This is a genomic window from Burkholderia sp. CCA53 (genome assembly GCF_001685525.1).
GTDB classification, from domain to species: domain Bacteria; phylum Pseudomonadota; class Gammaproteobacteria; order Burkholderiales; family Burkholderiaceae; genus Burkholderia; species Burkholderia multivorans.
In genome coordinates this window covers 3489744-3503323 of sequence record NZ_BDDJ01000001.1, presented here as the reverse complement: position 1 = coordinate 3503323, position 13580 = coordinate 3489744, and the positions used below count along the sequence as shown (strand labels likewise).

Annotated in this window: 19 protein-coding genes and 1 tRNA gene; 16 read left to right on the top strand and 4 right to left on the bottom strand. The window is 62.5% G+C overall.

The window, feature by feature from the left end:
* The first annotated feature begins 9 nt into the window (after positions 1-9).
* Genes BCR55_RS32505 through BCR55_RS32500 form a run of 3 tightly spaced genes read left to right on the top strand, consistent with a single transcriptional unit; the run spans position 10 to position 2992 of the window.
* Positions 10-708 carry a hypothetical protein gene (locus BCR55_RS32505; protein WP_139094046.1) on the top strand — a complete coding sequence of 233 codons (699 nt, stop codon included), beginning with the start codon at positions 10-12 and terminating at the stop codon, positions 706-708.
* Complete coding sequence (locus BCR55_RS16215; RefSeq protein ID WP_065494845.1) at positions 708-914, top strand: hypothetical protein; 207 nt, start codon at positions 708-710, stop codon at positions 912-914. The genes BCR55_RS32505 and BCR55_RS16215 overlap by 1 nt, the downstream gene beginning before the upstream one ends.
* An 8-nt stretch (positions 915-922) precedes the next feature.
* Entirely contained in the window at positions 923-2992 is a 2070-nt protein-coding gene (locus tag BCR55_RS32500; protein WP_139094045.1) for a glycosyl hydrolase family 28-related protein, read from the top strand.
* On the opposite strand, the gene BCR55_RS16205 is transcribed toward BCR55_RS32500, so the two are convergent.
* The gene (locus BCR55_RS16205; RefSeq protein WP_139094044.1) at positions 2993-3631 is read right to left on the bottom strand and encodes a hypothetical protein; all 639 of its coding nucleotides are present in this window, start codon (positions 3629-3631) and stop codon (positions 2993-2995) included.
* A gap of 239 nt (positions 3632-3870) precedes the next feature.
* On the opposite strand from BCR55_RS16205, the gene BCR55_RS16200 reads away from it, so the two are divergent.
* From BCR55_RS16200 to BCR55_RS16175, 6 genes are read left to right on the top strand one after another with little or no spacing between them, the layout of a single operon-like run.
* Positions 3871-4128, top strand: a complete 258-nt coding sequence (locus BCR55_RS16200) for a hypothetical protein (RefSeq protein ID WP_224024421.1) — start codon at positions 3871-3873, stop codon at positions 4126-4128.
* Entirely contained in the window at positions 4125-4697 is a 573-nt protein-coding gene (locus tag BCR55_RS16195; RefSeq protein WP_083211825.1) for a glycoside hydrolase family 19 protein, read from the top strand. Before BCR55_RS16200 ends, BCR55_RS16195 begins: the two co-directional genes overlap by 4 nt.
* Positions 4698-4756: 59 nt before the next feature.
* On the top strand, positions 4757-5389 hold the full coding sequence (locus tag BCR55_RS16190) for a hypothetical protein (protein ID WP_065494835.1): 633 nt from the start codon (positions 4757-4759) through the stop codon (positions 5387-5389).
* Between the two features lie 3 nt (positions 5390-5392).
* Positions 5393-5599 (top strand): hypothetical protein, encoded by a 207-nt coding sequence (locus BCR55_RS16185; RefSeq protein WP_065494833.1) that lies wholly within the window; start codon positions 5393-5395, stop codon positions 5597-5599.
* Between the two features lie 44 nt (positions 5600-5643).
* Positions 5644-6084, top strand: a complete 441-nt coding sequence (locus BCR55_RS16180) for a hypothetical protein (protein ID WP_065494832.1) — start codon at positions 5644-5646, stop codon at positions 6082-6084.
* Positions 6081-6677, top strand: a complete 597-nt coding sequence (locus BCR55_RS16175) for an alpha/beta fold hydrolase (protein WP_065494830.1) — start codon at positions 6081-6083, stop codon at positions 6675-6677. Before BCR55_RS16180 ends, BCR55_RS16175 begins: the two co-directional genes overlap by 4 nt.
* On the opposite strand, the gene BCR55_RS16170 is transcribed toward BCR55_RS16175, so the two are convergent.
* Positions 6661-7734: a tyrosine-type recombinase/integrase gene (locus tag BCR55_RS16170; RefSeq protein ID WP_048994891.1), complete on the bottom strand. Its 1074-nt coding sequence runs from the start codon at positions 7732-7734 to the stop codon at positions 6661-6663. The two genes, BCR55_RS16175 and BCR55_RS16170, sit on opposite strands and share 17 nt — an antisense overlap.
* Positions 7735-7851: 117 nt before the next feature.
* On the opposite strand from BCR55_RS16170, the gene dusA reads away from it, so the two are divergent.
* Together dusA and BCR55_RS16160 are read left to right on the top strand one after the other, a co-directional pair.
* Positions 7852-8895, top strand: a complete 1044-nt coding sequence (gene dusA, locus BCR55_RS16165; RefSeq protein ID WP_083211804.1) for a tRNA dihydrouridine(20/20a) synthase DusA — start codon at positions 7852-7854, stop codon at positions 8893-8895.
* 59 nt (positions 8896-8954) lie between these two features.
* Positions 8955-9030, top strand: a tRNA-His gene (locus BCR55_RS16160).
* A 595-nt stretch (positions 9031-9625) separates the two neighbouring features.
* Here BCR55_RS16160 and BCR55_RS16155 read toward each other — a convergent pair.
* A complete protein-coding gene (locus BCR55_RS16155; RefSeq protein WP_035488230.1) occupies positions 9626-10093 on the bottom strand; it encodes a hypothetical protein in 468 nt (155 codons plus the stop codon).
* 99 nt (positions 10094-10192) lie between these two features.
* Between BCR55_RS16155 and BCR55_RS33065 the strand changes: the two genes are divergently transcribed.
* A complete protein-coding gene (locus tag BCR55_RS33065; RefSeq protein ID WP_170933504.1) occupies positions 10193-10522 on the top strand; it encodes a hypothetical protein in 330 nt (109 codons plus the stop codon).
* Between the two features lie 295 nt (positions 10523-10817).
* On the opposite strand, the gene BCR55_RS16150 is transcribed toward BCR55_RS33065, so the two are convergent.
* Complete coding sequence (locus tag BCR55_RS16150) at positions 10818-11561, bottom strand: DUF695 domain-containing protein (RefSeq protein ID WP_006400172.1); 744 nt, start codon at positions 11559-11561, stop codon at positions 10818-10820.
* Between the two features lie 155 nt (positions 11562-11716).
* On the opposite strand from BCR55_RS16150, the gene BCR55_RS16145 reads away from it, so the two are divergent.
* The 4 genes from BCR55_RS16145 (at position 11717) to BCR55_RS33060 (ending at position 13540) form a co-directional block, all read left to right on the top strand.
* Positions 11717-12025, top strand: a complete 309-nt coding sequence (locus tag BCR55_RS16145) for a hypothetical protein (protein ID WP_006400171.1) — start codon at positions 11717-11719, stop codon at positions 12023-12025.
* A 144-nt stretch (positions 12026-12169) separates the two neighbouring features.
* On the top strand, positions 12170-12409 hold the full coding sequence (locus tag BCR55_RS31010) for a hypothetical protein (protein ID WP_083211803.1): 240 nt from the start codon (positions 12170-12172) through the stop codon (positions 12407-12409).
* Positions 12410-12666: 257 nt separating this feature from the next.
* Entirely contained in the window at positions 12667-13140 is a 474-nt protein-coding gene (locus BCR55_RS16135; protein ID WP_006416775.1) for a VOC family protein, read from the top strand.
* A gap of 82 nt (positions 13141-13222) precedes the next feature.
* Positions 13223-13540 (top strand): hypothetical protein, encoded by a 318-nt coding sequence (locus BCR55_RS33060; protein ID WP_172488734.1) that lies wholly within the window; start codon positions 13223-13225, stop codon positions 13538-13540.
* The last annotated feature ends 40 nt before the right edge of the window (positions 13541-13580 follow it).

Below are 13580 nucleotides of genomic sequence, written 5' to 3'. Positions count from 1 at the left end.
AATTCATCCATGCCATCTCTTTTCACGTTCGCCAACAACATCAGCACCACGTTGGCGGGATCAATCTCGTCCGGAGCATCGTCGCTCACGCTGTCGAGCGCGGCCAACCTGCCGTCGTCGATCCCGGCAGGTAAGGTCTTCGTCATCACGCTCAACGACGTTGCCACGCGCCAGCAGTTCGAAGTGATTTATGCGACCGCGATCTCCGGCGCAACACTCAGCGGGTTACTGCGTGGGCAGGAAAACACAAGTGCGCAAGCGTGGTCCACGGGGGATTACGCATATTGCTCGCCGACCATGGGTCAGATGCAGGCATTCGGCCAGCTCGGAGATAACAACACATGGTCTGGCAATAACGCCTTCAACAATCCGGTTTCTGTTGGAGCATCAACGCAAGATCAACATGCGGTTCGGCAATCTCAAGTGGTGGGTGTCGGCCAGACACTGCAAAACCTTACTGCTTCCAGGCTATTCGGAACGACCTATACCAACTCAACAGGACGTCCGATTGTTGTTTATGTATCTGGATTGACGACGACAACCAATGGTGGATTGTCCATTTCACTTAACGGGCAGTATGTCGCATTTTCGACAGACCCCGGCCCCGTCGGAAGTGTCGTTGCCGTCAATGCATTGATTCCGGATGGATCCACCTATTTGGTGACAAGCACATTCGTTTCGTTGAGCTATTGGCAGGAGTTGCGTTAATGGAATTTTTCGGACTTCCGCAGGCGATCACCGGAAAGGAACTCGTCACGATCCATCAGCTGCAAGACGGTAACTGGGCGAAGTGCACTGTTTCACTCTCGCAGCTTTTCATTTTCTTCAATGCTTGGATGACGTCGCTGCCCTCCAACGCACCCGCCACGCCGGGCGTTCTTTGGAATAACAACGGCGTCGTCTCCATCTCCTGAGGTAATCCATGAAGAAGTTTCTCATCGCGGTGCTTTTTGCGCCGTTGGTGGCGCTCGCCCAGACGTATCCGTCGCCGACTTTCAATAGCGTCACATTGATCAATCCGCTGACGATCGCGAATGGCGGTACCGGTGCGACGACGTCGACAGGATCGGGATCCGTCGTGCTTGGTACGTCTCCGACCATTACAAGCCCGACTATCGAAGGCACCTTCACTGCGACGGGTTTGGTCAAGACGACCGATCTTGCGACGCTCGCCGCTAACACTGTCGTCGCAAATGCCACGGGCTCGATCGCAAGCCCTACGGCATTCGCTATGCCGTCCTGCAATAGCGCGACATCCGCGCTCAACTGGGTGCCCGGTTCGGGGTTCACCTGCAATTCATCGGTAACTGCCGGAGCATTTTCTGGAATTCTTCCCGTCGCCAATGGCGGTACCGGAATCAGTGTGCTCGGATCGGGAGTACAAACCGGTCTCGGTGCAGCAATCAATTCGGGCAATGGCTTCGTCACCTACGCGCAGCATGCGCTCTCCGGTGCCGGGATCACGCCGTACTCATATGGCGCAGTAGGCAATGGCTCGGCTGACGATACGGCGGCACTCCAGAACTGGCTAAATGCTGCTGCGGCTGCCGGACAGCCGGCGTTTTGCAGTGCCGGCACGTACAAGGTGACGAAGACGCTGAACGTCACTGCGACTGCGCTCAAGATCATGGGCCCAGAGGGCATTGCATGTGCGATCACGCCATCGTTTCCCGCCGGCGCAACAGTCAGCGGTGCTGCCGCAGGGGCGACGTATAGCGGCACGCCTTCGATCCGCCTGACGGTTTCTACGACCGCCAACATGGGCGCAGCTATCGAGGCGTTCGGCATCACCGGAACGACGGAAGCAAACGGCGCATGGCCGTCTGTCGTGATCGACGGCACGCATGTTGATGTGGTCGGCCCGACGTTTTCTCATGCCTGGGTATCAGGTGGGACGATTGCGCTCCCCGTGATCGCAGTCAATCCGACGACCGTTTCGGCCTCTCAGCCGAACATCGATATTTCGGGCGTCTATTTCGCCACGCCATCGGCGAATGCGAGCGTGACGGACGCAATGATCATCACCGGGCCGCCGGCTGGGTCCAATGCGAACATCCATGATCTGACGGTCAACGGGTATCGCCGCGGAGCGATGTTCTATAACTCGTTCGCGCCGATCATCAAGAACGTGTTCTTCTACAACCAGCTCGGCGCCGCTATCGTTGCGAACCAGGACATCAGCTTCAGCAATGCGCGCGTCGATCACGTCGAATTCTTCTCGAACGGGAATACGAACAGTGAACCGGCCGTCATCATCGGCGGGGCTCAATGGGTTGAGAATCCGGTGTTCTTCAACTCGCAATGGTCGGGCAATAACTCGGGGGGCTTGAACTTCGCGGGGAACGTGTACGGCGCGACGCTCATCGGGAACTATCTCGAGAACAACACGGCGTACAACTTCAGCTGCACGGGCTCGAACAATAATGGCGCGACGATCACCGGGAACTTCTTCAACTACAACTCCGGCACGAACAATACCAGCTTGGCTGCGTGTGGCGGTGTGATGTTCTCCGGCAACTTTCTGGTCAACCAGAGCTTCGCATTCGGCGGCAACTCGCAAATCCCTGCCACCAACTCGTTTAGTGGCACGTCGGCGATTACATATCCGATTGTTACGCCGTCTTCGATTGTCAGCTCGACAGTTACAACGCAGGCAATCACATCCGCTTCAGCGACCAATGTCACCTCAGTGAGCTTGCCGGCAGGGAATTGGTCATGCACTGGATCGACTTGGACGAACCCGGCGGGCACGACCACGCAGTCGTACAACGTCGCCGCCTTGAGCACGACAAGTCTGGGATTTCCCGGAACCGCACCGGGTGAAGTCATCCAGACGGCCAGCGTCCCGGCTGGTACGTCAATCGGCCAAAACGTCGGGCCGGTCTATTACACGCTCCCGTCCACGACGACGCTTTATCTGGTCGCGCAGGTTAACTACGCAACCAGTACGCTGACGATCAATGGGGACATTCACTGTCTCCGCATTTTCTGATCATGAGAAGATTTCTTGGGCGCGCGCGAGGATCTTCTTCCACGCGTCCAACGAAATATCGTCGGCTTGTCCGTAGTCGGCAAAGCGATCGATGTATCCAATGCATAGCCGATCGCCGATCTGACACACTGTCCCGGATGGCATGTGAGGAAGCGCCTCCGTCACCGTCAGAATGGTCGACTTCCCATATCGATCCATCGCGGCCTGCAACGGGACGAGATGCTTCATAGGGGCGTTGCCGTTCTTCTTCACGACGTAGATACGGTTGCCGGTTGCCAGGCCTTCCTTGAATTTCTCGACCAGGTAATCCATCTTCCCGATCTCGCGTGCGTAGATATCTCGCTGCTCGTCGCTCGTGCCGTTGAACACCCAGGGTGAAGCATCGTCCTGACGCGAAGAAAATATCTCGGTGTGGAAGCGCAGGCGGCAGGCTCGGTCCTCCACCATGTTTGACCATGTGGGAACGAGATTCCCAAGTTGGTAGAATGCATTGAAATCGCTCTCGATTGTCGCGACCAAATCGGCATAGTCAGGGATGAACGCCCACCTAAATAGCGATCCTGACTCCGTGCCAAGTTCTCGCTGCACAAAGCCGAATTCGCAGTTGTCTCCAAGACTTTCGAATCGTTCTATGTTCATTTCTGCCCCCAAGTGCATACAGTTTTGTTCCTGGGATAGATCTCTCCCCAGCCCCTCTTTTCTAGGAATCGTATCTTAATCCTCCGGATGGCCCGGTCAAGTGGCCCGGAGTGAATGTCGCCATATAAATCAACAGCCGCCCTCGAGGCGGCTTTTTCATTTCGGGGCCTATGAACCATCCACATGCACAGGCGGACGGCGCAGTGTCGCCGGCCCGCATATCGGATCTGGAGAACCGGATGAGCACTCTCGAGCAACAGGTCGCCTCCTACCACGACGAGCTCTCGCGCAACACGCAAGTGACGCAGCGGGTCGAGTCGAACACGGCCGAGCTGATCGCGCTGATGCAGTTCGCGAGCAGCGGCATCAGTTTCTTCGCCGGCCTCGGGCGGTTCCTTCGCAAGCTGGTGATCTGGCTCGGCCCGTTCATCACGATCGGCACGGCGCTCTGGGCGCTGCTGCACGGGAAGTGGCCGGAATGGCCGGGGCAATCATGAAACTGACTGCCGCGATCGTCGCCGCCGGGTGCGGCGCAGCGCCGGCGCGCGCGGCGCAGTGGGTTGGGCCGCTGCAGGCTGCGTGTGACGAGTATCGGATTTCGGCACCGCTCGATGTTGCTGCCTTTCTCGCAACGGTCGGTGTCGAGTCTGGGCGCCTCATCTACACCCGGGAGATCTGGGGGCCTACGCTGGCCCAGCAGTCGTATGAGCCCCCGTCGAAGAAGGCGAGTGAGCTCGGCAACACGCAGCCCGGAGACGGGCGTCGGTTTTGCGGCCGCGGCTTGATCCAGGTCACCGGGCGCCGCAATTACACGCTCGCCGCAGTGGGACTTGGACTCGACCTTGTGAACCATCCCGAACTGCTTGAGCAACCGGCGCATGCCGCGCTGTCGGCCGCCTGGTACTGGTCGAGCCGCAAGCTCAGCGGTCTCGCGGCGACCGGAGACTTCCTCGCCGTATCGCGCGCCGTGAACGTCGGCAGCCCGACATCCAAGGCAATGCCGAACGGTTACTCCGAGCGCCTGTACCTGTACGGCGCGGCGAAGAAAGCGCTCGGCATCGCCTGACGCGCGCACCCCAATCCCGCCCGGCCGCGCGCCGGGCTTTTTCGTTTCTGGAACCAGACATGACCCGATGCAGCCATGACATGCCGCTCGAGCAACCGTGCGAGCACTGCACGGCCGAGGGGCTCGCGAGCCTACCGAAGATCGCCGGCGAGCACGCCGTGCGCGTGACCGACATCGAGATCGAGTACTACCCGGATCACCCGCCGCGCACCGAGTCGGCGACGTTCCGCCGCACGAAGAAGGAGGGCCACGCAGCGGGCCTGCGCTGCGCGATCAGCGGCCAGCCTGCACCCGAGTATCACCACCTGTTCTGCGAATGGGCCGATTCGGATGCGATCGACTGGGCGACCGTGCGCGGCATCGCGCTCGGCGAGATCACGCAAATCCCCGTGCTCGATCCGGTGACCGATCTGCCGACGAAAGAACTGTACCCGGCCGAGGAATCGTTCATCTGGCTCATCTGCAAGTTCGTCGAGCTGCGCGGCTTCGACTGGAAGGCATTCGATCCGACGAAGCCCGAAACCTTCGTCGACGCGATGACGAACATGCTGCCTCTGTCGGCGAAGTTCCATCGGTCGCCGACGCACGGCATTCATCACCGCTCGTTTCCGACCTACGTGTTTCAGGCGTTCCCGCGCAAGGCGGGATTCGTTTTCACCCCGGACGAGATCGTCCACGACAAGAAGGAGTAAGCCATGCCCATGAAATCCAGCCTCGTCAGCGGCGGCATTACGCTCGGCGTCACCGACCTCATTCCGACCGTCGACTGGGCGCTCGGTGGTTTTCACGGCCCCGTGCCGACCAGCGCGGCGTCTCTTGTCGCGACGCTGATTGTCGCGGGGCTTCACGCCGCCTACAACGCGCTCGTCGCGCGCTCGGCTGCTAAGGCCGCCCAGCAGTAACACTCCAGCCGCACGCCGCGGCATCACTCCCGAAGGAACTCCCCATGAAGAAGCTCATGCTGCTTGCGGCAGGCATCGCCGCGTCGGTCGCAATCGTCGCCTGCAACTCCCTGCCGACTGTCCAACAGCAGTTCCAGACCGGCTGCACGATCGTCAACGGAGATCTCGCCATCCTCGCGACGTCGCCGCTGCTGAATGCCGACCAGCAAGCCACGATCTCGAAAACGATCCTGCCGGCCAATCAGGCCATCTGCAAGGCCGGCGCGCAGCTGAATGTCGCCGACCTGAAAGCGTTCCACGATTCGCTGCTGCCGGCGGCGATCACGATCGTACAGGCCGTGCCCGCGCTGCCGCAGCAGCAGGCCATCCTGCTCGGGCTCCAGACTTTCGGCCCGATGGTGCAGGCACTCATCGACCAGATCCTGACGGCGGCAACTCCGCCGGCCGCCGCATCGACGCCGCTCGCGGGCGCGCCGCTGCAATGACCCCGCGCGATTACGCGCTGCTCGCCCAGGAAGCGTATTCCGTCAAGCCGGACATCGGCAAAGCGGACAGCGCCTCGCGCGCGATCGTGCGGCAGACGGCCGGCGGACTCGTCGTCGCCTTTCCGGGAACCGACAATCTCGACTGCGTGGCGGCCGATCTGGACGCCCATCCGATCGACGTGATCGGCATCGGCCAGGTGCACCACGGATTTTGGAAGGCATGGGGTGCGATCGCCGTCGACGTGCTCGCCGCGATCGACGGCCGGCCGGTGACGCTCGTCGGGCACTCGCTCGGCGCCGCGATCGCGATCATAGCCGCGGCGGCAATGGTGGTTGGCGGCAACCCGCCGGCGGCCGTCTATGGCTTCGAGCCGCCAAGGGTGAGCACAAACGGGAGCGTGGCAGCGGTTCTGGCGTCGGTTCCGCTGAACCTGTTCAAGAACGGGAACGACATCGTGCCGGACCTGCCGCTGGACTGGGAGCACGCCGGCCCGATCCGGCAGATCGGTAAGCCATCACTACCGTTCCCGAACATCGCCGACCATGCGATCGCGCGGGTGATCGCGGCGCTTGCGGTCACGGCGTCGGCTTAGGCGCCAGAATGTCGAGCCATTTCCAACTGGCCCACCGATCGCCGCTGTGACGCAGGTGTGTGTAGCGCTTCAGCGAGACCCAGCTGCGGTGTCCGGTCACGGCGGCCACGTGCGGGATATTCCAGCCCATCTCGAACAGCCGCGACGTGCCCTCATGGCGCAGATCGTGGAACTTTAGATCCTCGATTCCGAGGAACGCGCAGGCGTCCGTGAAGCTGTCACTGATCGACCGGTGGTTGTACGGGAAGATTGGACCCGAAGCAGGGCGGACGGTCTCCACGATCCGTGCGGCCTCTGGCGGCACATCGCACCAGGTGTCGTTTCCCTTCTTCTGGCCCGGGTGCTTCATGTCGCGCACCAGCTGTCGATCGCCCTCGAAGTCCTCGATCCGGATGCGCGTGATTTCCTCCTGCCGGCGCGTCGAGAACATCGCGTAGACGATGATCTCGCGCATCGGGATCGTCGCGCGGCCGCGCTCGTGCATCTCGGTGTAGTAGGTGAGGATCCGGTCGAGCTCGTCCGGCGTCGGCCGGCGGTCGCGGTTGCGTGAGCGGTCGGTCATGCCAAGCTTTCGTAGCACGACAATCGCGTCGTCGAGTTCCTTCTCGTCGAGCGGATAGCCCCATGCCGGGCGCGCGACGCGCACGACGGCCGCCAGGTGCGACATGTAGTTGCTCACGGTCTGCGGTTGCACCTTGAGGCTGCGCGCGAAATCCACATAGTCGGGGCTCTTCAGCGTCGAGCACTTCCGGCCGCCGATCGGCGCAGCCTTGATCGAGTTCAGTACCTGCGTCTTGGTGCGGCCGATCCCCTTTTTGTCTTCCCTCACGTACCGGTCAATCACGTCCGCCAGCGGCGGATCCTCCTGTTTCGCCGATTCCAATGCGCCGGGTGCTTTCAGCGCCTTCTCGCGCTTCTCCATCCAGGCCCGCGCGGCCGCCTCCCGGTCGAATGTCTCCGCTTCGGTGTAGACGACTTTCCCGTTCTCCTTTCGGCGAATCTGGGCGGTGTACCCTATACTTCCATCCTTACGTTTTCTCGGCGTGATCGTTCCCATGGTCCCCGGTGCTACACGGCAAAAATCGGAGCAACATCGTAGCACTTTGCCGTAAAGATGCCTTCAGAGACCTTCAGATACACACGGATACGACAGGTCGAAACGTGCTGTAAAGCTATGAATCAACAGGAAAATTCAATCAAATCAACGGGTAGGCGAGTTTCGGTGGCCCCGATGCTCGACTGGACCGATCGTCATTGCCGCTCGTTCCATCGCACGCTGACGCGCAACACGTGGCTGTATACGGAGATGATCACGACGGGCGCGCTGCTGTTCGGCGACGTCGCGCGGCATCTCGCGTTCACGCCGAACGAGTCGCCGGTTGCGCTGCAGCTCGGCGGCAGCGAGCCCGACGATCTTGCGCGTGCCGCCAAGCTCGGCGAGCAGTGGGGCTACGACGAAATCAACCTGAACTGCGGCTGCCCGTCCGAACGCGTACAGCGCGGCGCATTCGGCGCGTGCCTGATGAATGAGCCGCAGCTCGTCGCCGACTGTGTGAAGGCGATGCGCGATGCGGTGGCGGTGCCCGTGACGGTCAAGCACCGAATCGGCGTCGATGCGGTCGAGGATTACGCGTTCGTGCGCGACTTCGTCGGCACGGTGGCGGAAGCAGGGTGCTCGACGTTCATCGTGCATGCGCGCAATGCGATCCTGAAGGGCTTGTCGCCGAAGGAGAATCGCGAGATTCCGCCGCTCAAGTACGACTATGCGTATCGGTTGAAGCGCGATTTCCCGTCGCTCGAGATCGTGATCAACGGCGGGATCACGACGCTCGACGAGGTGGCGCAGCATCTCGAGCACGTCGACGGCGTGATGCTGGGCCGCGAGGCGTATCACAACCCGTACGTGCTCGCCGACGTCGATGCACGCTTCTACGGATCGACCGACGCCGCGCCGACGCGCGAAGAGGCCGAGGCGCGGCTGATCGAATACTGCGCGGCGGAACTGAAGCGCGGCACGTACCTCGGCGCGATCGTGCGGCATGCGCTCGGCCTGTATCGCGGCGTGCCGGGTGCGCGCGGCTGGCGTCGCGTGCTATCGGACAACAAGAAGCTGGGGCGCGGCGATCTGGCCGTGTTCGACGAGGCACGCGCGCATCTGAACGACGTCGAAGAAATTTTTGAAAAAAAGGCTTTGCAAGATTCAAAAGAGTTCGTATAATCTTGCTTCTTCGCTGCTGAACAGCAAACGACGCAGCGGAGAACAAAGCAGTATCAGTGGTGGCTGTAGCTCAGTTGGTAGAGTCCAGGATTGTGATTCCTGTTGTCGTGGGTTCGAGTCCCATCAGCCACCCCAAAGAATTCCGAGCAGTATCAAGTTGTTGGAAACGGCACTGAGATTTCTCAGTGCCGTTTTTGTTTTTGGCGTTCCCAAATTGGGAATCTCGCCCAAGTCGGTTTTGCGCCGACCGAATGATCCGAACGCCGACACACCGTCACCGCCAAGAATCTGAACTGCCGCTGCGACTTTGATCGAAACGGCCCACGCTCGCTCCGCGGGCTGTGATTCGTCTTATGCGGCTCTCAAAAATCGCTCCCATCATTAAGCACCGAGCGCATGGTATGCAGACCGGTATATTCAGGCGCCGCGATCCCACTACCCAACGTCGGCTGCTACGCATACCGCCACCACCCCATATCGGCCTTCGCCAAATCCCACCCGCCGTCTCCCCGATCCTTTGACATCAATCAACATTGGCGGAATCGAACAGCGATTAGGCGAATTTCACGGCTGACTCACATGCTTTCATCCATGTAAGATGACCGCACTTTCCTCGCGCCTGTTTTTTTCAAGGGCCGTTCGATCCCGACGATATCCCGGATGTCGTCGGGATTTTTTTTCGCGTTTTCGAATGCCGCTCGAACTCGAATCGCGCGAGCCTTTCCCGACGTCACTGCACGCCGCAATAACGCATCAGCAAATCGGCCTCCGTCTCGTGCACTTCGACGGGCAGGGCCGTCGCGCCTGCATGTGCGAGATAACGCGCGCGATGCTGCCCATTGCGGAACGACACGACACCGACTTTCGCCAGACCGGGAAGACCGAACAGCGTCCGCGTTCTCGTCTCGCGAAACGTGACGAACGGCATATCGGGAATGCGCGGACTGACCGGATCGAGGAACGCGCGAATACCGGCCGCTTTGCCGGGCGGCCAATACGCGACCGCGGGCAGCACGTAATCCGTGGTGTCGCGGTCGGCGCACGCAAGCAGCCTGGCCGGATCGACGATCACGACGCGATGCCGCGAATCGTCGGACGCGAACACGCGCTTCAGGTGCGTGGACGCATAGGGCGCGTGTCCGGGAAGCGGAACGATCCAGACCTCTTCGCCGCGATAGGTGGTACGAGTCAGTGGCATCGTTTTGGTGAATAGTGCGGGCGGTCTCGATCGGTCTGATGGCGAGTGTAGCAGTGCCGCACGATCGCAAAGCGATCGGGATAACGCAGCAACAAAAAAATGACGACGTCCAAACGGCGAATCGATCGGCGCAATGCAATGACGCGCACTCGTACCGAGACGAATGCCCGCGCCGATGCGCAATTTCCGGCATTCAAACAAGCAGTCGATTTAAAGACGCCCGCAAATATCGATTTTCGAATAAGCCGCACGCAACCGGCATGCGCGACGCCGCGAGATCATGCGACACCTCATCGCGCGAACATATGGGCGTCGCCCGCGACTGCACAACCTGCACACAGTTCGCCCGATTGCTGCATTGGCATCAGCAATGCGTCATTTGCCGCACAGACCGCCTGGCGCCCCGCGCCCGACAATCCGCGTGGTTGACCGTTCTACCCCGGCCCGGTCAACCTTTTCCCCGCTCGCTCGCGTAGGAGCGGGGCTTTTTACCCATCCGGCGCCCGAAGCTCGCGCCGGCAAACCGGACTGCGTCAGCCCGGCTGCTGCGTCGTCGCGCGGTCTCGCGTCGCGCCGTCCGCATGAATTGCTTTCCTCGTGCCTGAGCCTCGCTCAGGCCCATCGCCGGTTGCGGCCGGCGATGTCTTGGTCCCGGCAGCGTACGATTGCGCTGCCGGGATACTTTTTGCGCTGCCGCCGCGGCGCGGCCCGCGCGGCACTCGCGTCAGCGCGCGTCCTCGACATTTGTCTCCCAGCCGCCGTACCGGCCGCCCAGCGAACGCACCTCGCGATCGATCGCAACCGTATGTCCCGTGATGTCGGCGAGCGCCATCGTGCCGTCGTGCATGAATCGCACGACGCTGTTGCCGTCTTCGTCGGGCGCGACCGAGTCGATCTCGTAGCCTTTCGCTTCGGCCCAGTCGGCGAAGTGGTGCGCATCGTCCGGTTCGCGGAAGTTCGCCCAATGCAGCACGCGCCGGCGCACGTCGCTCGCGTCGCCGTTGCGCCGCAGCGCATCGAGCACCTGCATGTCGAGCATGATCCGGCGATCGTCGTCGGTCGGGTAGAGCGTTCGCCAGTACGTTTCCTTGTCCGGATCGTCCTGATACGCGTACTGAAGCTCGTACGTCGTGCGCTCGGCCGCATCGTCGACGACGGCTGCCGCCGCCTCCTCGTCGAACGGCACGTAGAACAGCAGGTCGCGATGGCCGTCGACGGTGATGTGGCCGATCATCACGCCGCCTTTCGCAAGCACGGCCGCGTCGAGCAGGTCGTCGACCTTCGCGAGCTCGGCAAGCTCGTCGGCGGCCGGCAGCCCGTCAGGCGTCGGCCGCGCGATGTCGACGCGCACGCTGAGCAGCGCCGTGCGCGGATCGTCTTCCGCAATCTCGGCAAAACTCTCGTTGAAGCCGATGAACGCTTGGTGATCGCCCATGCGGGCAGGGAAGGTTCCCCAGGTGTCGGTCATGGATCTCTCCGGTCAGGGGTCGTGTTGACGGTTGCAAAGCGTTCGAATGTATCATCGAAAGCCGCGTCGGCCGGGCAGGTCGGTGCGAACCCGGGCGGCGCCTGCCGCGACGGCGGCCGCCGCGCGTGTCGCCACCACCAGCGAAGGAGATTCCGATGTCGATGTTCGCGGTCAATGGTGTTCGAATCGATCCGCTCAGTGCCCGCGTCACGCACGTGCGCTGGGCGGCCGTGAATGCAGCCGACCGCTCGTGGGCGGCTGCACCGGCCGAGGCGCCGGTCGCCGACGTCGCACGGGCGATCGCCGCCGGCGACGACGTTCATGCGATCTTCGCCGATGCAGGCGACGCCGTGATCGGGCCGCGGCTGAAGCGCGTGCGCTATCGCGACGCGTCGGAAGGCATCGAGCTCGACGTCGACGCGACGAGCGAAGCGCGTACGCTGCGCGATCTGCCGCAAATCTGAGCGGCGCGCACCGCGCGCACTTGCGCATCGCCGCCGGTGCGCGCAGTATCGGCTGAGGGCCGGCCCGTACCGGGCCGTCGCACGCGCGACTGACCGACGTTCTGCCGGTCGACGTCAACCGGATCCGGCAAACCTCAGGAAATCATGTCCCGACACTTCATTGCCTCGCTCGTCGCCGCGTCGTGTGCGCTGCTCGCCGCGTGCCAAAGCGCGTCGGAGCCGCCTGCCATGACGCCGTCGCCGGAAACCGCGTCGACCGCGCTGCCGGCTTCGGCGCCCGCAGCCCGGATCCGCGGCATCGGCTCGGCACCGCGCCTCGCCGCACAGAGCCACTGGTCCGTCAACCAGTGCACGTCGAACGGTACGGTCAAGGTCTGTCAGTAGCGTGGGGCGGCGCAACGCGCGTCCGCTTCCGCGGGGTTTTCACGCGATAGCGGTCGATCGCACGCGGCCGTTCGATCGTCGCGATGCCGTCACACGTCGGCCGCCTGCCGCGGCCGCAGAAACAGTGAGCCGGCCATCCGCAAAGAAATTTCTGACGACATGTCGATCCGCGGACCGCTCGTTCGTCGTGGCATCGGAGGCATGCGCATCGCGCGCCCCGTTATCCGATACGACAACCGATTGAAGGAGCGACACCCATGTCCACGTCCGTCAAACCGATCCCCGAAGGGATGCGTACGCTGACGCCGCATCTGATCTGCGCGAACGCCGCCGATGCGATCGAGTTCTACAAGCGTGCATTCAACGCGACCGAAGTGACTCGTCTGGCCGCGCCGGACGGCAGGCTCGCGCACGCGTGTCTGGCGATCGGCGATTCGAAGCTGATGCTGATGGATGAAATGCCCGAGCATCATGCGCTCGGGCCGAAGGCGCTGAAGGGAACGGCGGTCTGCCTGCATCTCTACGTGCCGGACGTCGATGCGGCAATCGCGCAGGCCGTTGCCGCCGGCGCGACGCTGACGATGCCGGCCACCGACATGTTCTGGGGCGACCGCTACGGCCAGGTCGAGGATCCGTGCGGGCATCGCTGGTCGATCGCGACGCATCAGCGCGATCTGACGCCGGAGCAGATCGAGGAAGCGATGAAGAACGCGCCGCCGTGCGGTAGTTAAGGCATCGCGCGGCGAGCGTCGCGGCACGGCGGACGATGCAGGGTCGCCGTGCGGCACGCGTGCGACTCGCCGAACCGGCGTCGTGCGCGTGCCCGCCACAAGTCGATACGATCGCGCCGCCTCAAGCCGCGCGATGCCGTGCCGTAAACAGGACGAGACCATTCGTTCAATTGCCACCCTTATGATCCGTTTCGTTTACGCCGGTTATCTCGCGTTTGCGCTGTTCCTTCTCTATCCCATGGTGCAGGGCGCCGTGACGACCAGCACCGCATGCCTGCGAAGCGCGCTGCCGGGCAACGGCGCGGTCGCCGCGGCGCGGCCGGCCAGCGATGCGCACGCGCACGATTGCGTGCTCGGCAGCCGCGGCGACGCACCGACCGCGCGGCTGGCCGCGCGCTGAGCGCCGGCACGCACGCGCACGAACTGCATCGGCCGTTCGG